General features: G+C 28.7%; 19 protein-coding genes and 2 pseudogenes. 2 read left to right on the top strand and 19 right to left on the bottom strand.

Annotated features, from left to right (window positions below; translation table 11 throughout):
* Positions 1-103: 103 nt before the first annotated feature.
* From C1715_RS10105 to C1715_RS10095, 3 genes are all read right to left on the bottom strand, one after another.
* Positions 104-811 carry a YetF domain-containing protein gene (locus C1715_RS10105; RefSeq protein ID WP_102400370.1) on the bottom strand — a complete coding sequence of 236 codons (708 nt, stop codon included), beginning with the start codon at positions 809-811 and terminating at the stop codon, positions 104-106.
* Positions 812-826: 15 nt separating this feature from the next.
* Positions 827-1,522 carry a YetF domain-containing protein gene (locus tag C1715_RS10100; protein WP_102400369.1) on the bottom strand — a complete coding sequence of 232 codons (696 nt, stop codon included), beginning with the start codon at positions 1,520-1,522 and terminating at the stop codon, positions 827-829.
* 82 nt (positions 1,523-1,604) lie between these two features.
* Positions 1,605-2,066: a spore coat protein gene (locus C1715_RS10095; protein WP_102400368.1), complete on the bottom strand. Its 462-nt coding sequence runs from the start codon at positions 2,064-2,066 to the stop codon at positions 1,605-1,607.
* Between the two features lie 396 nt (positions 2,067-2,462).
* Between C1715_RS10095 and cutA the strand changes: the two genes are divergently transcribed.
* Complete coding sequence (gene cutA / locus C1715_RS10090) at positions 2,463-2,798, top strand: divalent cation tolerance protein CutA (RefSeq protein WP_102400367.1); 336 nt, start codon at positions 2,463-2,465, stop codon at positions 2,796-2,798.
* A 190-nt stretch (positions 2,799-2,988) separates the two neighbouring features.
* Positions 2,989-3,480 (top strand): hypothetical protein, encoded by a 492-nt coding sequence (locus C1715_RS10085; RefSeq protein ID WP_102400366.1) that lies wholly within the window; start codon positions 2,989-2,991, stop codon positions 3,478-3,480.
* A 400-nt stretch (positions 3,481-3,880) separates the two neighbouring features.
* Here C1715_RS10085 and C1715_RS10080 read toward each other — a convergent pair whose 3' ends face one another.
* From C1715_RS10080 to C1715_RS10000, 16 genes and pseudogenes are all read right to left on the bottom strand, one after another.
* Entirely contained in the window at positions 3,881-5,116 is a 1,236-nt protein-coding gene (locus C1715_RS10080) for a nuclear transport factor 2 family protein (RefSeq protein ID WP_102400365.1), read from the bottom strand.
* Positions 5,117-5,331: 215 nt separating this feature from the next.
* Positions 5,332-6,201, bottom strand: coding sequence for a PhzF family phenazine biosynthesis protein (locus C1715_RS10075; RefSeq protein WP_102400364.1), 870 nt, complete (start codon positions 6,199-6,201; stop codon positions 5,332-5,334).
* A 350-nt stretch (positions 6,202-6,551) separates the two neighbouring features.
* The gene (locus C1715_RS10065) at positions 6,552-7,472 is read right to left on the bottom strand and encodes a metallophosphoesterase family protein (protein ID WP_180964050.1); all 921 of its coding nucleotides are present in this window, start codon (positions 7,470-7,472) and stop codon (positions 6,552-6,554) included.
* A 609-nt stretch (positions 7,473-8,081) separates the two neighbouring features.
* Positions 8,082-8,282, bottom strand: a pseudogene (locus C1715_RS10060) (ABC transporter ATP-binding protein); the annotation flags it as partial.
* 3 nt (positions 8,283-8,285) lie between these two features.
* Positions 8,286-8,519: a hypothetical protein gene (locus C1715_RS10055; RefSeq protein WP_102400362.1), complete on the bottom strand. Its 234-nt coding sequence runs from the start codon at positions 8,517-8,519 to the stop codon at positions 8,286-8,288.
* A 164-nt stretch (positions 8,520-8,683) separates the two neighbouring features.
* Positions 8,684-9,163, bottom strand: a complete 480-nt coding sequence (locus tag C1715_RS10050) for a PTS sugar transporter subunit IIA (protein WP_102400361.1) — start codon at positions 9,161-9,163, stop codon at positions 8,684-8,686.
* Between the two features lie 71 nt (positions 9,164-9,234).
* Positions 9,235-10,089 (bottom strand): MurR/RpiR family transcriptional regulator, encoded by an 855-nt coding sequence (locus C1715_RS10045; protein WP_180964049.1) that lies wholly within the window; start codon positions 10,087-10,089, stop codon positions 9,235-9,237.
* Between the two features lie 253 nt (positions 10,090-10,342).
* Positions 10,343-11,185 (bottom strand): PHP domain-containing protein, encoded by an 843-nt coding sequence (locus C1715_RS10040; RefSeq protein ID WP_102400359.1) that lies wholly within the window; start codon positions 11,183-11,185, stop codon positions 10,343-10,345.
* 20 nt (positions 11,186-11,205) lie between these two features.
* A complete protein-coding gene (locus C1715_RS10035; protein ID WP_102400358.1) occupies positions 11,206-12,606 on the bottom strand; it encodes a PTS transporter subunit EIIC in 1,401 nt (466 codons plus the stop codon).
* A 60-nt stretch (positions 12,607-12,666) separates the two neighbouring features.
* Entirely contained in the window at positions 12,667-13,578 is a 912-nt protein-coding gene (gene murQ / locus C1715_RS10030; RefSeq protein ID WP_341457746.1) for an N-acetylmuramic acid 6-phosphate etherase, read from the bottom strand.
* 124 nt (positions 13,579-13,702) lie between these two features.
* Positions 13,703-14,164, bottom strand: coding sequence for an MgtC/SapB family protein (locus C1715_RS10025; RefSeq protein ID WP_102400356.1), 462 nt, complete (start codon positions 14,162-14,164; stop codon positions 13,703-13,705).
* 279 nt (positions 14,165-14,443) lie between these two features.
* Positions 14,444-16,162, bottom strand: a complete 1,719-nt coding sequence (locus C1715_RS10020) for a methyl-accepting chemotaxis protein (protein WP_102400355.1) — start codon at positions 16,160-16,162, stop codon at positions 14,444-14,446.
* 163 nt (positions 16,163-16,325) lie between these two features.
* Positions 16,326-16,823, bottom strand: coding sequence for a GNAT family N-acetyltransferase (locus C1715_RS10015; RefSeq protein ID WP_242971941.1), 498 nt, complete (start codon positions 16,821-16,823; stop codon positions 16,326-16,328).
* Between the two features lie 119 nt (positions 16,824-16,942).
* Positions 16,943-17,614 (bottom strand): annotated as a pseudogene (locus C1715_RS10010) (RNA-guided endonuclease InsQ/TnpB family protein); the annotation flags it as partial.
* A 77-nt stretch (positions 17,615-17,691) separates the two neighbouring features.
* Entirely contained in the window at positions 17,692-18,318 is a 627-nt protein-coding gene (locus C1715_RS10005; protein ID WP_180964048.1) for a VanZ family protein, read from the bottom strand.
* Positions 18,319-18,899: 581 nt separating this feature from the next.
* The gene (locus C1715_RS10000) at positions 18,900-19,811 is read right to left on the bottom strand and encodes a hypothetical protein (protein ID WP_102400352.1); all 912 of its coding nucleotides are present in this window, start codon (positions 19,809-19,811) and stop codon (positions 18,900-18,902) included.
* Between the last annotated feature and the right edge of the window lie 48 nt (positions 19,812-19,859).

Raw genomic sequence — 19,859 nt, 5'->3', positions numbered from 1 at the left:
TTTTATTATAATATATTTATAATATATTTAAAGCAAAATTTCACCGAAATTATCATATGAAATTTTCATCAATACACTTTTATCAAATAGATAAAAAGGTATATCATATATCTTTTTTAGAAACATACAACTTTTTAGTTTTATCCATAGTAGCTAGATAAATTTTTCTAATATCATGTACATTATACATACTTAGCTTATTCATGAGCCACTCTTTATCTACACCTAACTTTTTTAAATTTTCTTCGAATAATTTTCCATCATTAATTATTACCAAGGGTAAATTCACAGGTTTAGCATATATCTTAAAATCTGTTGGTGTAACTGGTCTATTGCTCTCTTTTTTTATAATACTGAAATGACCATTAGGTTCCAAAATCACATATTTCACCTCTGAAATATCAAAGATATTCTTAAGTCTTAATTCACTTAATAGTAAATCAATATTTATAAATTGTTTTTTTAAATTTTTTCTAATAATTTTTCCATTATCTATAAGAATTATAGGTTTACCATTAAAAAAAAATGATAATTTTCTATTTCTTAAAGATATAATACTTATTATATAATGCCAAATAAATAAAGTTATTAGTGGGATAATTGTATATGTAAAGGAAATCTCACCATCCAATAGCGGTGCAACTGTAAGAGCTCCTAATATCCAAACTACTGCAAAATCATATGCGGTGAGTTGATTTATAGTTCTTTTCATCATATATCTTCCTACTATAAAAGATATTATACCTACTACAAAAGTTCTTATAAAATATCCTAATAAGGAAATATCTTTTACAACACCAAAAACTTTCAAATAAAACTCCTCCCATTAATTTAAAAATAATTTTTTATCTGGAGTTAAAATCCCCAAATAAATACTATTTATATCATCTACATTATTTGCCTTAAGCTGCTCTTGTACCCAATCGCAATTTAAGCCGTTTTTTTCAAGAATATGCTCATCAATTATTCCTTTATAAATAAGATTTTCTGATAAAATATCCTGGGAAGTACTTATTGACATATCAAACTTAGTCACAGGAAGGCTATTCCCATTGACAGCTACACTAAAGTCTCCTGTTGCTTCTGCTATTAAATATTCGACATTTTGAAGGTTATGGGCATTTTTTTGTCTCAATATAGAAAATAAATTATCAATAGTTAATTTTGATTTTGAAAGATTTTCTCTGATTATTTTACCCTTTTTAATCAATATCCTAGGCTTTTGCGTAACTATTGACGGAGCCTTAAAATACAAATAGGAAATTACTAAATATATTAAAGTGTATACTGTTATTATTGTAACTGCATCAATTGGTCTTGATTTAGGACTCACCATACGAGAAGCAGCAATATGACTGATTCCAGCTGCCATTAAGAAATTATATGGAGTTATTATGCCAGGCTGACGAAATTTCATTACTTTAGTAGAAATAAACAAAATAAAATATAATATTGATGTTCTAATAAACAATTCTAGTATATTTAATTTCTCTGCATCTAAAAAAATATTTTTTATCTCCATAATACCACCTTTTATATAAAATTTAGAAAAAGATAAGTCCACTATTTGAACTTATCTATAATTTTTCATTTATAATAAAATTCTATTTCACATTATACATTTGATGGCTATTCATATAATTAAAAAGCTCTTCACCATGTCTTTGTTCATCTTGCTGTATATGCTGTATTGCTTGCCTAACTATAGGATTAGCAGATTCAAAAACATCAATACCATATGTACCTGCAACATATTTTTCTGTAGATAATAAATCATTACAAAGTATTTTATCACTTTTATTATTCATAGTACCTTGAAAATTATTTGGAATTGTAGCTTGCTGAGCCTGCTGACCATGGCTTAAATTTGGCTGCTGCCCTTGAAGCAATTGATTGATAATATCATAGTGATGCTGTTCTTCTCCCGCAAGTTTATTGAAAAGTTGCTTTAATTCTGCATCTTGAGCCTGCTGAGCATAATTTTCGTATTTTTGGACGCAAATTTCCTCTTGAATTTTTCCATCCTCTAAAAACATTCTTTCTTTTTGACTAAGTTGTATTTGCATAATAATTCACCTCCTAGGATATTTTTAGCCAAATTGTTTAATATTATGTATTAAATAATTATTTGCATTTTCGTTCCTATTCCCAATTGACTTTCTATATTTATTTTTCATTTTAAATTTATTTAATGGCTCTCTAACTATAATTAGGTACATGAAAATAAATAACAAGTCAAAGATGATGGTATATTTTGTGTCAGACAAGGAAGCAGGTTCCGCCGCTAGTAGAACTATCGGTGGGTTCTGCTGACGCAGTATGACGCAAAATAGACTAGCATACTGACTTGTTATTTATTTGAATGTGCCTTAATAAAAAATCTCATGATATGAATTAAATACTTAAACTTTAGGGTACAATTAAATATAGTAAACGCTATGTTTAGAAAGGATGATTATGAAATGAATTTTGAAATTTTTAAAATAGAGACCTTTATCCCAGAAGAATATGTAGAACTTTTAAGAGAAGCTTTAAACCAAGTAAATGCTCTTTCCATAGGAGGAAACTATGACAACTGCATGGCCATTTCAAAAGTCAAAGGCTCATGGAGAGCATTAGATGGCTCTAAACCCTTTAAAGGTAACATAGGGGAAATTTGTGAATCCGAAGAATGTAAAGTAGAATTCTGTTGCATCAAAAGTATATTGAAAACTGCAATTAATACCATAAGAAAAGTTCATCCTTATGAAGTTCCTGTAATTAACATAATCCCCATTTTAAATCCATTTGATTTTTAAAAAATATTTTTATTAAATTACCCAAGATATTTTAAAAGGAAATGAAACATGATGAATAAATAGCTTAGTAGATTCCAACTTAGTATTGAGACCTAAAACCATAGCAATTGATTAAAGCAAGTGAATGTAACAGAAAGTATTAGAAATACATAAGCTATATAGAATATAAATCTATAGGAATTGATAAAAAATGAAAAAGTTTATATCTTTTAAAGGTACGATTACCATGATTAGAGATTTTTTTACAGGAGGAAATGCTGAGAATACTGGATGTTATAAATTAATGTCTTTAGAAAATGAATATGGCAATTTAGTAAATTTCGTTATAGCACCAACTACTTACTTTGTAGATCATATAACAGTGATACCAGGTGATATTGTAAATGTTTTCCATTATGACAATGTGCCTGTTCCATTGATTTTTCCACCACAATATAATGCCATTGTAGTGGCAGAAGATATACCATATGAAAATGTAAAGGTAGACTATTTTAATAATGAATTAGTAAGCAGTGATAATACATTAAAATTAAATATTGCTCCTTCTACTGAAATAATACTTGAAAATGATCAAACCTTTACCCAAAATCCTTCAAACCGATACCTTATTGTTGTATATGGAGCTACCACAAAAAGTATCCCAGCTCAAACCGTACCATACAAAATTATTGTTATGTGTTAATATCTTTTAATATTTTTTATTACAGGGCCTGTGTGACAAAAAATACTAAATTACCTTAATTATCGAACTTCTCCACATTGTACATTTTTTGGGTTTAATCATTATACTATTATTCAAATTTTTCTTTATCAGTTAAATATAACTTTTAAAATATAAAATACCGCTAACTAAGAAAAACTTCTTAATTAGCGGTATTTAGTGTATTCTTTATTATATTATCTATTTACTTATTTTTTTATTTAGTACTTGTTGATTAAATTGCATATTATCAAAACTAGCTACATTAATGATGTCTTGTTTTGTATCTACATATCTAATATTTACCTTATCTCCTTCTTTAGTTATAGGCAGTTTAAGTTATATTTCGCTTTTACAAATTTTCAAAATGAACACATAAATTCTATACAACATCATCTAATTTTCCTTCCATTATCCAATAGAATGGAAATGAAAAATGTATGTGCTCAAATACAGGGTCTTCGTTCTGATTTAAAATTACTGCAGTTAGCCTGATTGGACAAGTATAGTTTGGCCCTATAGCACTTTCCTTTAATACATATGAGATATTTCTTTGAATACCAAATATCTTTTCTTTTGAAGTAAGATCAGCATTAACTAAATTATCCAATTCTTCAAGAGTACGTTGAGCCAGCTCATCTTCTGTCAATCTTTGCTTTAATACTCCTGTAACTGTTATCCAAGAAATCTCACCAGATTTTGATGCAATTGCATGTTCTAAATCTAGAGAGAGTGTGGAATCATCATTATCATTAAAAAATTTCCTTATTTCTTCAGCACCACAATACCACTGATTTTCTGGACCAATTACATATGGGAGATTATCTACTGCAAAATACTTGTTCACAATTTCCTTTGAAATATATTTTTGCCCAAAGAATTCTTTTTCTAAACTTTTAACCAAAGTTTTTAGTTCTTTAGTCATCTGGTTATTTTTATACTTATTAACCATATCATTTTGCTCATTGTAACTCATTATATATTCTTCTGAGCTTTCAAAACGTTCATCTGGGAAAATAGGTTTTGGTATAGAAAATTGAAGATGAGCAATTTTCCACTTGCCAGCATCCTTTAAAATAACTCCACTTAAATCCAATGGCCATAAGTATTCCCTCATATTGTCCTCACGTTGATGATATACTAGAGTCAAAAACCAATTAATAAAAGAAATCTTTTGCTTTGGTGTAAGTCCACTCTCTTGGACCTTCTCTTTTATATACTTAACATGTCGATCATACTTTTCCGGTGCATCTTCAAAAGTATATTTTACTGAGCCATTAGTTGCAAACCAAGCCACATTACCTTCAACAGAAATATGTGCATTTTGCCAATCTATATTTACATCACCCCAGTATTCCCAATCCCCTGCAATCAATTCTTTTACGTTGTCACTGCCTAAATACAGCTCTCCGGTACCAGTACCTAGAACATGTGTATCCTTTCCTGCTACAAAAAGTTCATCTATAAAAGTATTAACTTTTTCTAAATTTCTCTCAGAATATCCATCTTGTAAACTCTTAAGAACTTCTCTAATCTCTGCGTGATTCTCTGTAGAGTTATGAAATATCTCCCACATTTTTAATGATTTGCCTAAATATTGTGTCCCAAATCTTCTCATATATAATTCCCCCTTTCTATTCTCTACTAATTTATTTCTACATGATTAAATATTTTCAAATCAAAGTTTCTTACTTATTTAGCCTATGTCTTTGTAATTTTTAATTGCTGCATCTATAATTTTAATACAGCAACTTTTGTAGATAAAGGTAAACTATATTTCGGTATCATTCTTTACCAAATTCTTAACTATTTCCTCTTAAACTTTGTCTTTTCTTAAATACTAACTTCTATTGCTTTTAGATTTAGTGCTTTTCCACCAACTTTCACTTCAGTAATCTCGTTGCCTTGAACATTTAAAGACACGAGAATTTCCGATGGCATTTTCATTGAATAACCTTGTTCAATAACTATATTCTTATAATTTTTAGGACTAATCATGCCATATTTAAATAAATAACAAGCAAGAGCACCATTAGATGTACCTGTTGCTGATTCCTCTGGAATTCCATATAGGGGTGCTAAATTTCTACAATGAGCATTGGAATTATTAATAGAGTGTAGGCTGAAAATATGATAACCAGTTGCATTGTACTTCTTGCTAACTTCTGCTACTTTGTTAAAATTCGGATTGATTGAATTAAGAACATCTATGTTTTTTATTGGAACCATTATATCTCTAAGTCCAGTAGATACGATCTGTACAGGCAATTTTTTATCTATACTATCTACAGTAATGTTCAAAGAATCAGCAATTTCTGATTTATCCAATATTTCATAAAAGCTTGGAGTCGTCTGATTCATCATTATTGATAAATCTTCCTTTACCTGGACATCTAATATCCCTACTTTTGTTTCTTGTGTATATTTACCAGGTTTAATGTAGCCCTCAGCTAGTAATGTAGAAAATGTTCCAATTGTGGCATGTCCACAAAGTTCAACCTCTTCAACAGGCGTAAAAAATCTAACCTTAAAATCTGCACAATCTGACCTCATAACAAATGCCGTCTCACTAAACCCTAATATACTAGCTATCTCCTTCATATTATTTTCAGATAAAGAGTCTGCATTTATTACAACTCCTGCTGGATTTCCACCCTCTACAGTTTTAGCAAATGCATTTATTTTATAAGCTTTTATTTCCATAATCATTACCCCCAATTTTATGTGTCCTATATTCTTTATCTAATACATAATTTATATTCTAATTGTATTATTGATATGTTCAAAATAGCAACCTCTTTTTCCATTAATTTTTAATAATTGTAACGTATCCATGTGTACCACAAAAAAAGCAGTTAGATACTAAAACTGCTTTAAAATTAATTTAATAGTCTTCGTCAAGTGTATAATTTATTACTACAGTAACTACTTAAATCACCTGTAGTTAATTTATATTTATTAATAGTAACTTCTTGCCATTTTACTCTTTGCTAATAGCTGAGATTCTCCTGTTTTTTCCCACTGCTCAACTTGTTCAATGGCCTCCTTTAGTGTTACTTCCCTAGTTTTACTTCATATTTATTTATCCACTTGTGGTTAGAAAATTCTCTACACCTAACTACCACTTTATGATCAAAAACTTCAACTACTAATCCCTGACTTAAATTTACAGGTTCATATCTATCTCCTTTTGTCATTATATAGTTTACTGAACCTGTATTGAACATTGTAAAATCTTTTTTACACATAGTTTTATTATTGTCTAAATTGTAATGAGAATGACCGGTAAAAAACATAACTTGAGGGTACATTTTTAAAATATTATAGAGTTCTTCGTGATTTTCTATGCCTGCCCAAGCATCACTTCCAAAAACCGTATCATAAAATGGTTGATGTAAAAATACAAAAATAGGTTTATCTATACTTGCATCTTTCTTTATAGTATCTTTAAGCCAATTTAATTGCTTATTAGAAAGTTTTGCATAGCCATTATTTTCCGGAGCTAAAATTATAAAATGATATCCTTTTACCCATTTATCATAATATATTGCAGGCATACCAGTTTCACTTACAAAAGTATCTTCATGTTCTCTATTGGTATACCCTTTACAATAATACTCGTGATTTCCCATAGACAACATAACCTCTGCATTGGTTTCTTTATATTTATTTAAAATAAACATAAAACTTTTATATTCGCTTTTTCTACCAGTATTCGCGGAATCTCCCACTATAGCTAATGCATTATAGTTTGGGTATAATTCCTTTAAATCAGTAAGAGCATTTTTAAATTTTCTATCTGGAAATAAGACTCCTCCAATATGCACATCACTTATTACAGGAAAAACCAATTTAGCCTTTTCTAATTCACTTGCTTTAGTTTTTGCCCTTATATTTTGCATTGAAGAACTTATCACAAAAATACTACCTATAGCCACAATTATTCCAAATATAATTCTCAATTTTTTCTTCATATGTTCTTATCCTCGCTTAAGTTATTTTATGATCATCCCACAAAAAGTATTAAATTACTTAAATTGTGAAATTTCTCTGTAAGAACTTGCATAAGAAGCAAAGGAACTATTTAAATTTAATTTTGGGAATTCTTCTTTTAGACAGATAAAATTATCGTAAGCCTGGCAAGGACGCCAGACTAGCAAACCTGAGGCAGGACAGCGAATGTGAGCGTTAGATAATTTTATATGGCTAAAAAATTAGAATTTCTTAAATTAAATTTATTGTTCCGAGCTCTTATACAAGTCATGGAAGAGAAATTTCATAATTACACCACATTGTACCTTTTTGTGGTGTAATCATTTTATAAGTTATTTTTCCCGTTACAAGGACAATTTATATTTATATATTCATGGCTTTACGTCCAATAATTGTATATTTTCTGATTAAAGCCATAATAGTAAAAACATTAAATAATTTCACAACTAAATAAAATAAAAAACATTTATGATAACTCCCTATTATAATTGAGTTTGCACACAACAATAAAACAAAGAGTTATACATAAATGTTTCAGAACAAAAATTACTCAGAAAAATTTAAAATAATATATGAAACTGTTTTTAAATTTACAGTGACCAATCCATACTTTCAGATTGAAGTTTAACCATATGTTTGTATAAACTGTCTTTTTTTAATAAATCTTCAGGTCTTCCCTTCTCTTTTACATAACCATCTTTAAGAACAACAACTTTATCTGCATTTTCAATGGTCCTCATACGGTGCGCAACCACTAGTACGGTTTTATTTTTAATTAACTCAGAAAGTGCCTTTTAATTGTTGTACCTTTGTAAAATTCTAATGGAAATGATGAAGATATGTGATAGTAATCCAAAGATGCAATTGAAAAATGCATATCTATTATTAGGAAACTCACACTCAAACCTTCCTTCAAAACAGTAATTTAAATTTAACCAATCTTCTTGTAATTCTTTTTTATGACCAAAACAACTATCTGCACAAAATTCATTAAAAATTATTTGAACACCGGGCATTACTTTATACATAATACCTCGTCCTGTTCCTTCTATACATTCATAATCAATTGTATGATAATTTTGTTGCTTACATTTTGTCTTAACATTTCTTCTGCATAAATACTTTATTGGAATTAATTACATATACTAATTATGTCATATTACATATGCTACTTAATATGTAAAAATATACCCTATAAAAAACAAGTAAATATAAATTCATCTCCTTTTTTAATATCTCCGCTATTTTTTTCAATATGCTTAACTTTATCCATATTAGTTATTATTACCAGTGTTATTGGTGATTTTCCATGTTCCATAACCAAATTTGGATCAAACTCCATTAGTATATCTCCTTTTTTAACTTTGCTACCATTCTCAGTCCTACGCTTAAATCCTAGTCCATTTAATTCAACAGTATCTAAACCAATATGAATAAGCACTTCTAATCCCTCTTTAGTAACTAGTCCAATAGCATGATTAGTCGGAAATATAGTTGCAATAGTTCCATCTACCGGAGACACAATTTTACCATCTTTAGGAACTATCGCAACTCCATCCCCCATCATTTTTTCCGAAAATACTTTATCTGGAACTTCCTCTATAGGTAATATCTTTCCTGTAATTGGCGATACTAATTCTACAGTCTTATTTTTTTTAAGAAATTTAAACATTTTATTTCCCCTTTCTAAAAACACAGCAGACATCTTTGTAAAGTTACATTAAAGAAAATTCACCAAAACATTTAATCTTTTATTTTGAGATCTCCAATTATATGACCTGTTTTTAAAATATACGATGGTATTACATCATAGTTTTTCTTAATAATATTAACAAATAATATATCAATAACTGTAAGTTGCGCTATTCTTGATGCTATTGCTCCCATTCTAAGATTGGTTTCTATTTCAGAAGTATATATATTTATATCAGCCATTTCACTAATAGGATTATTTCCAAATTTAGTTATAGATATGGTTTTAGCTCCTGTTTTTTTAGCTATCTCTAATGCTTTATATGTTTCTTTTGTTTTTCCGCTGTGGGAAATAGCTATTGCTACAGATTTTTCATTCATATTTGAAGCTGAAACTAATTGTAAGTGATAATCTTCATGTAAAACTGCTGGCATATTTATTCTAACTAGTTTATATTGAAGATCCGCTGCCACTAAAGAAGAACTACCTACCCCAAATAAATTTATTTTATCCGCATTAATCATAACATTTGTTGCCTTATCTATAGAATCCTTATCTAATAATTTTATAGTGTCCTTTATAGCTTTTATATTTTCTAATGCTATTTTTTCTATAATCTCAGTAGTAGAATCATTACATGTAATAGCTTCATAAATTTTATTTTCATTAAAATTATCTTTTTCTGTATCCTTAGCTATAGAAATCTTTAATTCTTGAAACCCTGAATAACCTATTTTCTTAGAAAATCTTATAATACTTGCGGGACTTGTATTAGTGGTATTAGCTAATTCTTCAGCAGTTAAATTACAAACTTCAATTCCATGTTCTAATATATATTTAGCTATTTTGTTTTCAGAATCCGTAAAACTACTCTGCAAATTTTTTATTTTTAAAATACTACTCAAAAATCCACCTCCATACAAATTAAGCACTGTCATTGCTACTAAATGGCTTAATTCTATACATATAAAGTGATTATATTATATCATGATTAACCCACAATAAGGTATAATGTGATGGAATTATGAAATTTCTCCTCCATGACTTGCATAAGAGCTCGGAACAATAAATTTAAACAGTTCCTTTGCTTCTTGTGCAAGTCATTCCAGAGAAATTTCATAATTCAGGTAATATAATGCTTTTTGTGGGATAATCATATCATTTGTTTTGTAAATATGGGGATAAATTATCATAAATACATTTCGGCATTTCTATTCCACAAATAGGTGTTTGATCTTTATTATATTCACCATGATAATCTGATCCACCTGTTATAACCAATCCTTTTTTATCAGCTATTTCTTTAAGTTCTTGTCTTGATTTTAAACTATTTGCAGGATGATATATTTCTAATCCATCTAACAAACTACTATTTATTAAATTTTCATACAACTTATCATCTTTCTTCTTTATTTTTTCTGGATGAGCTAAAACTACTATGCCATTATTGTTCTTTATTAAATTGCATATTTCTTGAAAACCATAGTATTTAAAATTGTCTTCCACATAATAAGGAGCATCTTTTCCAAAATAAAATCTTAAGGAAGTCATTATATTTTCTTTCTTTAAATATCCATGTTTACTTAGTACTTTAAGCATTTTAGCTCTATAAAGAGGGCCCCCTTGACCCTCTTTATAAAATTCTTCTTCTTTAATATTAATGCCATTCTTATGCATTAATTTTATCTGATTTCTAGATTTATTATTTAATTTTTCCAATATATCATTGGAATATTCTATCAATTCTGAAGAATTATAATCTATGCCATATCCTAAAACATGAAACTTTATACCATTTTCTAAAGCTGTAAATTCTGCTGCTGGTATAAAAGGTATCCCATATTTTTTACTTAATTCATTTGTTTTTTCAAGACCTAATACTGTATCATGATCTGTTATTGCTAGAGCAGATAATTTTAAAGAGTTAGCGACCTCAAATATCTCCTCAACTTTAGAACTTCCATCTGAATAAACAGAATGCATATGAAATTCAAATTTCATTATAATTCCTCCAATGTTTACTATTTTAGATGTAATACCTCATTTAGTACTGAATTTGCTTCCATTCCTTCTCCCATATCATCAGATAAATCATCCCATTTAGTAAAATAAGTTAGTAAAAATGCTCCTACATAAGCTAATAAAGTTCCTATTAAATAATGGATTATTTTTTCTGATGGTACCAATAATGTTAATGGTAATCCAGATAATCCAATACCTATAGATGCTACTTTCATTATAGATATGTATGCTCCACCTATCATAGAGCCAACACATGCTGTAATAAACGGTTTTCCTAAAGGTAATGTTACACCAAACATTAGTGGTTCTCCTATTCCCAGCATAGCTACTGGTAATGAACTTCCTATTATATTCTTTAATTTTTTATTTTTTGTTTTTAAGTAAATTGCTATTCCAGCTCCAACTTGTCCAGCTCCGGCCATTGCTAAAATAGGTCTTAATAAATCCAATCCTGTTTCTTTTAATAAACTTACTTCTATAGGTGTTAAAGCTCTATGAAGCCCTGTCATTACTAGTGGTAAAAATGTTCCTGACAAAACTGCGCCAACTAAAACTCCACCTTTATCAATTAACACATTTACAACATTACTAATTCCTTGAGTTAACATTACACCCAAAGGATGTACTACGTAGATACTGCCTAACCCAATTACCAATAAAACTATAGTAGGTGTTAATATTAAATCTAGAATTGATGGCATTATTTTTCTAATCTTTTTCTCTAACCATGCACCCAACATACAAGCTATTAAAACAGCAATTATTCCACCTTGCTCTGGTACAAGATTTTTACCATTTATTGCAACTTTAGCTAGACCTGGTGAACTTAAAATACCAGCTATTGCTCCTCCTAAAGTAATACTACCACCAAATTCTTTGGCAGTATACATACCTACCATTATACTCATATAGGTAAATATAGCCTTACCTATAACTCCCAACATAGCATAAGTATTTTTATTTATTACTCCTAAATTCATTAACAACTTAGATGAACCATAAATAACTCCACAACCAACAAATGCAGGTATCAACGGAATAAAAATATTTGATAAATGTTTTAAAAATAATTTAAAGTGAGTATTATTTTTTGTTTTTAATTCTTCTTTTCTAGCCTTTACTTCATCTACTTCCCCTACTTTAAGACCTACAAGTTTTCCAAATTCATTGGCAACTTTTCCAGCAGTACCAGGTCCTAATATAATTTGAAATTGCCCACTTTGTTCTACAATGCTCAGCACTCCATTTACATTATTCAGTTTAGCTTTGTCCACTAAACCCTTGTCTTTTAGAACTAACCTTAATCTAGTAGCACAATGAGTAACTGATAAAACGTTTTCTTTGCCACCAATATTTTCTAAAATCTTTTCCCCTAATTGTTTAGGTAATAATTTAGACATTACATGAACCTCCCTAATATTTTTATTTATTTTAAATAAAAGAAGATATTTAAAATATACCTATTTATTTTTTACAGACTCTAAAGCCTTTCTAACATATCCTTTATGTTTATCCAAAATATCCTTGGATTTTAATTTGTCTAATCCTGTTTTTATCATAAATATTGACAGCTTAACATCATAATCTGCTATTTCTAAATACTTTTTAGCTTCACATTCATCAACAGAAGTAGCTTCCATAACTATCTTCTTACATCTTTCCTTTAATTTAATATTAGTTGATTCTACATCTATCATTAAATTTTCATATACCTTACCCAGTTTTATCATAGCTCCTGTACTCAGCATGTTTAAAACCATTTTTTGACCAGTACCTGATTTCATTCTAGTTGAACCTGCAATTACTTCTTCACCTACCTCAACTGCTATACAAACATCTACTATCTTTGATATTTCAGAATTATAATTATTTGTAACCCCTATAGTGATTGCTTCCATATCCCTAGCATATTCAAGTCCACCAAGAACATATGGAGTTCTTCCACTTGCAGCTATTCCTACTAACACATCATCTTTATTAAAATTAATTTTTTTTAAGTCATTAACTGCATATTCTTTACTGTCCTCTGCTCCTTCCACGGCACTAAATATTGCTTCATATCCCCCTGCTATTATACCTTGTACCATTTCATGAGAAACCCCAAAAGTTGGTGGACATTCAGAAGCATCTAATATACCTAGTCTACCACTAGTACCTGCCCCTAAATAAATTAATCTACCACCTTCATATAATTTTTTTGTAATGAAATCAACAGCTTTTGCTATATTTAATATTTCTTTTTCTACTGCATATGCAACTTTTTTATCTTCTTCATTTATAAGTTTTATTATTCCTTCCGTTGATAATTTGTCTATTTCAACTGTATTTGGATTTCTCTTTTCAGTAGTTAATAAATCAAGGTTAATATTCATAATTAAACATCCTCTCTATAAAAATTAAATAGATTTTTCTATAAAACTTAACTAAAACTTTATTTACTTTTTTCACACATAATATGAAATTTTATTTCATATTATGTAAAAAAAATTATTTTTCTTAATTTTTATCTTGTATCCTAAATTTCACTTTTTTTAATAAAACCAACACACAATAAACACCAATAGTGGCTACAATACTTAAAAAGTAATATCCCATACCTACTGCAATACCTATACAAGCTACTACCCATAAAGTAGCTGCAGTGGTAAGACCTTTAATAGACCCTTTATTATGTATTATTGTACCTGCTCCTAAAAAACCAATTCCTGATACAACTTGTGATATAATCCTACCACTATCAACTTTAAGTGCATTTGTAAGTTGAGGATATTCTCCTATTATATCTATAGAATCTTGAACCAAATATAATTGTATCATAGAAGTAATTGCAGCTCCTATACAAACTAATATATTCGTAATAAATCCAGCAGGTCTCTTTTGATACTCTCTTTCATATCCAATAATTCCCCCCATTACTACAGCTAAAAAAAACCTTATCAAAACCTGTTGATATGTCATACATCTACCCCCAGTCAGTTTTTAAATATTATATATATTTGTGCATTTAAAAATTTTCGAATAATTGTAATTATAATATCTTAACTACGTCCATTATAATATGTTTATAAAATAATTTCAAGCTTTTAATTTTATTATGAAATATTTTTTCATAATAAAATGTACTAAGTTCATTCAGATTCTTAAGTAAAATATTATAGTTAAAAACATAAAATCCCTTAAGTATATTGCCTACACTTAAGGGATATAAAATAATTATATTCACATATTATTTTTTACTTAAATTTTAAAATTAATTATTTCGCTATTTAGCTTATCTGCACTATGTTTTGATTTTTCAACTTGGCTTAATATATCATTAGATTTCTTAGTTATATCCATAACCCTTTCAGCAATATTTGTTGTTCCATTAGCTCCTTCATTAGCTGATTGTGATACTTGTTCTATCGTTTTTACCATATCTTGAACTGATGCCAATAATTCTTCTGATGTAGAACTAAACTCCATTACAAGTTCTTCAACAAAATTTGCATCCTCATTGTATTGTTCTGCTACTTTAAGCATTGAATTGTAGTCATTACCAACTTCACTTGCCACAAAATTTAGTAATTGATTTGAACTTCCGGATAAATTATTTACTGCCTCAATAACCTTTTTTGTTATTGTTTGTATTTCACCAACTGTATCCTTTGATTGTTCCGCAAGACCTCTTATCTCATCTGCTACTACTGCAAACCCTTTTCCTGATTCTCCAGCTCTTGCTGCTTCTATTGCTGCATTGAGAGCTAAAAGATTAGTTTGAGATGTTATTTGCATAATAGCTTCTGAAAGCACATTAATTTGCTCCACAACTTTTGAACTTTCAATTGCCTTTTGCAAACTCTCCTTACTTTCTTCTAAAACCACCGCTGCTTTTTTCTTGGACTCTGTAAAGTTATTTTTAACAGTAATTGCTCTATTATTTATTTCTCCTGCGGCAGTTGCTCCCTTCTGAGCTTTATCTGCGATTGATTCTATGGCTTTTTCAATTTCTATTGATGATGCATTCATTTCTTGTGAAGATGCTGATGTTTCTTCCATTCCTGCTGATAATTGTTCTGTTGTAGCAGAAACTTCCTCTATATTCATGTTAAGATTTTTTACATTTTCCGCAACACTATTAACTACTTCTTCAATGCTATTAGATTCATTTTTTACATTATTAACTAAATGTTTTAATGAATACTGCATTTCTTCTACTGCATTAATAATATCTCCTATTTCATCTTTTCTTTCTTTAAATATTTGAGGAACTTCTTTGGAAAAATCTCCTTTAGCTATAGTTTTTAAATGATCTACAGCAACTGTTAATGCATGCGCAATGGATTTTGAAATATACACGGTTAAAATTATACTTATACATACCGCAAGTAAAAATACTATCATAATTATTCTTATTGCGGTATTATGATCTTTTTTATTTAAAATATTTAATTCAGCTGCACCCTTTGTATTGTATAAAGCTAATTCTTTTAAATTCTGTTGAAATAATTCAGCAGTATCTTCAATGGAAGTAAATCCCTCTAACGCTTCTTTTTGCTTACCTTCCATAGCTAATTTTATAATATTGTCCATAGCATATCTATATTTTTTAAGATTATCTTCTACCTTTGGAATTATCTCTTCTTCTTTTTCATCAATATGTTTCTTTTTATAATTTTCCCAGTTTTCATCAAAAGTTTTCTTTCTACTTTCTATGTCTTTTACATTTTCAGTTTGCTTATCTTTTCTTTCAACATTTAATATTATATAATACATATCCGCTTCTATAGCTCTTGCTTGATTTCTATTATCGTTTAACCATTCTACCGATAATAAATTAACCTCATACATTTCTTTTATATCTTCATTAGATTTTGAAATATAATAGTACCCCGTTCCACCTATAATACAAAGTAATAAAATCATTACAATTGAAAATAAAAATATCTTATTTCTTACTTTTAAATTGTTTAGCATTTTTTCTCCTCCCTTAAAGTTCATATATATTTAAAATATCGCAAAATTTCCTATAAACTTTAATTTATTTTATGTTTTCGATATTTTTATTTTTAATTCAATGTTCATTATAGTTAATATTTTAATTTTATTTAAAATATTACTGTATTTTTTATTTTGTACTTTAAATTAAAGATGGAATTGAAATATCATCAATATCTAAATCCTGCATATCCCTTATTTGTATGCCACTAATCACTTTTATTACTCCTCTCTTCTGATAAAATGCCATATTCATACGTATCTGTCCATATAGGTTCATTATTTTTTCTACACTCTCGGTTGCAAATCCCTTCTTTTCAAATTTTTTATTAAACACATACCCTAATTCCCAAGTATTAAAATCCTGTTTTTCCATATATAAATTACCTATAACTTTTCCAGTTTTCTTTATACAAACTGCTAAAAACCTACCATCTTTTGCTCTTATGGTAGCTTCTTTTTTACATGCTTCTTCATTGAATGTGCCATAAGGTTCATAAAAGACCACTTCTTCATCACTTAAATATTCGTGTAAATCACGCCAATCATCTTCATTAAACCTTCTGATAATTAATCTACTTGTCTCAATTTGTTGTTCCATTTTCATTCTGCTACTCAAAACATGGTCAAATGTATCCATATTGAGATTCTTACTGTTTCAACGTACTCTGTCTTGCCTAAGCTACTACAGTTTGTATAGTACTCCACAGTCGTTAATTCCCCAAATAGCCTTGGGTACACATATAAGTGCTTGTTTAATTAAGCTATCTTATATTCTTTAGCATTGGCTAAATTGATTGAAGCATTTAAATCTCTATCAATAGAAAGCCCACAACTGCATTTATAAACTCTATCAGATAGTTTTAAATCTTTCTTATATGCTCCACAACAGCTACACATTTTACTACTTGCATAAAATCTATCAACTATTCTTATCTCAATGCCATTTTGTTTAGCTTTTGAAATAAGTTTAGTTCTAAATTCATAAAACTTTTGCCCAGCAACCGCTTTAGCTAAATGTTTATTCTTCATCATTCCATTTACATTTAAATCTTCGATAGTTATAAAACTTGGTTTTTGTTTTATTAACTCATTCACTGTTTTATTTATATAATCAGTTCTTATATTTGTAAGTCTTTGATGAAGTTTTTGTACCTTGACTATTTGTTTTTGGATATTTTGACCAGTAGCTTCTCCTTTCTCTTTTTTATTTCTTAATTTTAAACTTTCATATTTTCTTGAAAGCTTTCTTTGCTCACGTTTTAGTTTCTTTTCTGCTTTTTTAACTGTTTTAGTTTTGTTAATATTCTTTTTAGATAAACCATTATTACAAATTGCAAAATCTTTTAGTCCAAGGTCTACGCCCATTCCTTCTGAGTAAGGTTTATTATCTACTTTAATAGCTTCTTCAACTAAAATTGAAACAAAATGCATCAATAACATATGGAACAAATATACAACTTCTTATCTTTACAAATTCGCATTGAACCTAAAATTGTAAGCTTCTATTACCCTCCTATAATTATTGAATAAGTTGCTACTACTATAAAAATAATAACAACTATTAATGATATTGTTCTTTCCTTCAAATACTTATTCTCTACTAGAACATTTTTATGTTTACGCCTAAATATACAATATGTTACCCAAAATAATAGAACATATACTGCATAACCAACAAGTCCTCCTATTGAATTTGCAATAATATCATTCACATCAAATGCTCTCCCTGTAAAATATTGGCATGTTTCTATTAAAAAAGTGACTATAAATGATAAAAAAAGTATCGCTTTAAAACTCCATCTCTTTTTATTAATTATAATAGGTATAAGCATACCTAACGGTATGAACATTATTATATTAAGATTAAATTGCTTTAAACCTATAAAATTTTCTTGTAAAATAATATTTTTTATAATATCTTTAAAAGGAATCAAATCACTTTCTCGAACCACATTAGGATCATAATCCATAACTAGTGTTACTAAAATCAACATAATTAAATAGCCTATAAAAGTAAATTCTCCTATAAATTTTATAAAAGAAATCTTTGCTCTCCTTTTTCTTAGATATAAATACATAATTGAATAAATTATAACTGATAAGGCAAAAGCTATTACAAAATAATTTTCCAAACTAAAGCCCCCCATTTATATAAATTACACTTAACAATGTTATATCCAAAATTTTTTACAATTTCAATTGTAAATCTTGGCAATTTTAATGTCAAATATATTAAATAATTCTAATGTCTTTTCATGTAATATTAATATTCCAAACGCCTTTGCTTAAAAACTTAATAAATGTAGCTCCATAACAAGTAGAAAGACTCAAATTACATAGACCTATTACAAAAATCCTATCCTTAATCAAATAGGAGGAAAATAATTATTTTATTTTCCGTCCTCTCACACCATCGTCCGTACAATATCATCAACTTAATTAGGTTTAATAAAACATAATACGATTTTCTCTACAATATCTTCCAAGCTCTACTTCTGACATTGTATATGTCTCCATCACTATATGAAATTTTTCTTTGGATGTAATTTTGTTTTCACTTTTTCTTCTATCCTTTGTAATGCCGGCATAACTTTAGATTCCTATGTGGACTAAGTCTATACACTTAGTTCTAGTCCTTTTGATACTTGATGTGCAATTTTCTAGAGTAACATTCTTGCTACTAATGCTTCTTTTTCTTTGAGAATATCATATATCATTTCTGAAAGGACTTTAAAATCCTAGCTCTTTTCACTGATATATAGCATCTCCATATTTTAGTCACTTCTCTTGAAATTTCACTGTCTACTCCCCAAGAAAAATTCGGCTGCCAATAACCTTCTTCATTTAATGAATGGATCCAAAAGTTTATATTTTCTTCTATATATGGCTCAACTAGCTTGTACCACTGAGAATCAGGCGCTGCTACTAAATCAAGTGGTTGTGCCACATACTCCATCCATTTTTCTGCATCTGTGCAAAGACACCCCAAGATTCTCCTATTCATATGAAGTATTGTAGTATGAGTAATTAAATCTGAATGCATTTCCTGTAAAACTTTAATGAGTGTTTGAAGACAATAACAATCATGATCATAACATGGCTCGTCACTATTTAAAAATTTAATGCACCTTTCTGCTATTTTATGTCCTAGTGATTTTTGAGATTCACTGCCATATTTTAAAAACGCAGAAGCTACCACTGCACAAGGATTAGGTGTAAACCTTGTTTCTTCAGAATAGTTCCACCAAGGTGCATGGGGATACTCTTCTACCTTACTAGATACTTTTTCCCAAAATGAAGAAATTATAGTTTCATCTTCAATGGTATTTTCAAAATAATTTAGTAAGTTTTTAAACCAGCTGTCCTTACAATTTAGTCCATATTCATAAGCAATAAAAATAGCTTCAGTTGAAGCAATGCTAGATGAATAAGGCATCAAGATATCAGCCTCAAGCCCTCTGCCAAATCCACCGTCGCTATTTTGATATTTTAATAGTTCTGAAGTGATAGCATCTTTATCACCAGCATTAAAGGTATAATTCCACTTTGCTTTTTCAATAGTTCTGCCATTTTCCATTATGTAACTTTCTATGTTCTTTAGCTGATTTTTATTTATTCCCTTCATATGACACCTCCAATTATTTTTAACACTTTCACTTTAGGTACATGAAAA

The organism is Haloimpatiens massiliensis, from assembly GCF_900184255.1.
Classification (GTDB): domain Bacteria; phylum Bacillota; class Clostridia; order Clostridiales; family Clostridiaceae; genus Haloimpatiens; species Haloimpatiens massiliensis.
The sequence above is the reverse complement of the archived record's forward strand: the minus strand, read 5'-3'. Positions and strand labels throughout refer to the sequence as shown.

What these genes read in the sequence shown, in the direction of transcription:
- C1715_RS10100 (WP_102400369.1), bottom strand. Translation starts at nt 1,522, where the DNA reads ATGGAGATAAAAAATATTTTTTTAGATGCAGAGAAATTAAATATACTA.
- C1715_RS10095 (WP_102400368.1), bottom strand. Translation starts at nt 2,066, where the DNA reads ATGCAAATACAACTTAGTCAAAAAGAAAGAATGTTTTTAGAGGATGGA.
- cutA (WP_102400367.1), top strand. Translation starts at nt 2,463, where the DNA reads ATGAATTTTGAAATTTTTAAAATAGAGACCTTTATCCCAGAAGAATAT.
- C1715_RS10085 (WP_102400366.1), top strand. Translation starts at nt 2,989, where the DNA reads ATGAAAAAGTTTATATCTTTTAAAGGTACGATTACCATGATTAGAGAT.
- C1715_RS10080 (WP_102400365.1), bottom strand. Translation starts at nt 5,116, where the DNA reads ATGAGAAGATTTGGGACACAATATTTAGGCAAATCATTAAAAATGTGG.
- C1715_RS10075 (WP_102400364.1), bottom strand. Translation starts at nt 6,201, where the DNA reads ATGGAAATAAAAGCTTATAAAATAAATGCATTTGCTAAAACTGTAGAG.
- C1715_RS10065 (WP_180964050.1), bottom strand. Translation starts at nt 7,472, where the DNA reads ATGAAGAAAAAATTGAGAATTATATTTGGAATAATTGTGGCTATAGGT.
- C1715_RS10055 (WP_102400362.1), bottom strand. Translation starts at nt 8,519, where the DNA reads ATGTATAAAGTAATGCCCGGTGTTCAAATAATTTTTAATGAATTTTGT.
- C1715_RS10050 (WP_102400361.1), bottom strand. Translation starts at nt 9,163, where the DNA reads ATGTTTAAATTTCTTAAAAAAAATAAGACTGTAGAATTAGTATCGCCA.
- C1715_RS10040 (WP_102400359.1), bottom strand. Translation starts at nt 11,185, where the DNA reads ATGAAATTTGAATTTCATATGCATTCTGTTTATTCAGATGGAAGTTCT.
- C1715_RS10035 (WP_102400358.1), bottom strand. Translation starts at nt 12,606, where the DNA reads ATGTCTAAATTATTACCTAAACAATTAGGGGAAAAGATTTTAGAAAAT.
- murQ (WP_341457746.1), bottom strand. Translation starts at nt 13,578, where the DNA reads ATGAATATTAACCTTGATTTATTAACTACTGAAAAGAGAAATCCAAAT.
- C1715_RS10025 (WP_102400356.1), bottom strand. Translation starts at nt 14,164, where the DNA reads ATGACATATCAACAGGTTTTGATAAGGTTTTTTTTAGCTGTAGTAATG.
- C1715_RS10020 (WP_102400355.1), bottom strand. Translation starts at nt 16,162, where the DNA reads ATGCTAAACAATTTAAAAGTAAGAAATAAGATATTTTTATTTTCAATT.
- C1715_RS10015 (WP_242971941.1), bottom strand. Translation starts at nt 16,823, where the DNA reads ATGGATACATTTGACCATGTTTTGAGTAGCAGAATGAAAATGGAACAA.
- C1715_RS10000 (WP_102400352.1), bottom strand. Translation starts at nt 19,811, where the DNA reads ATGAAGGGAATAAATAAAAATCAGCTAAAGAACATAGAAAGTTACATA.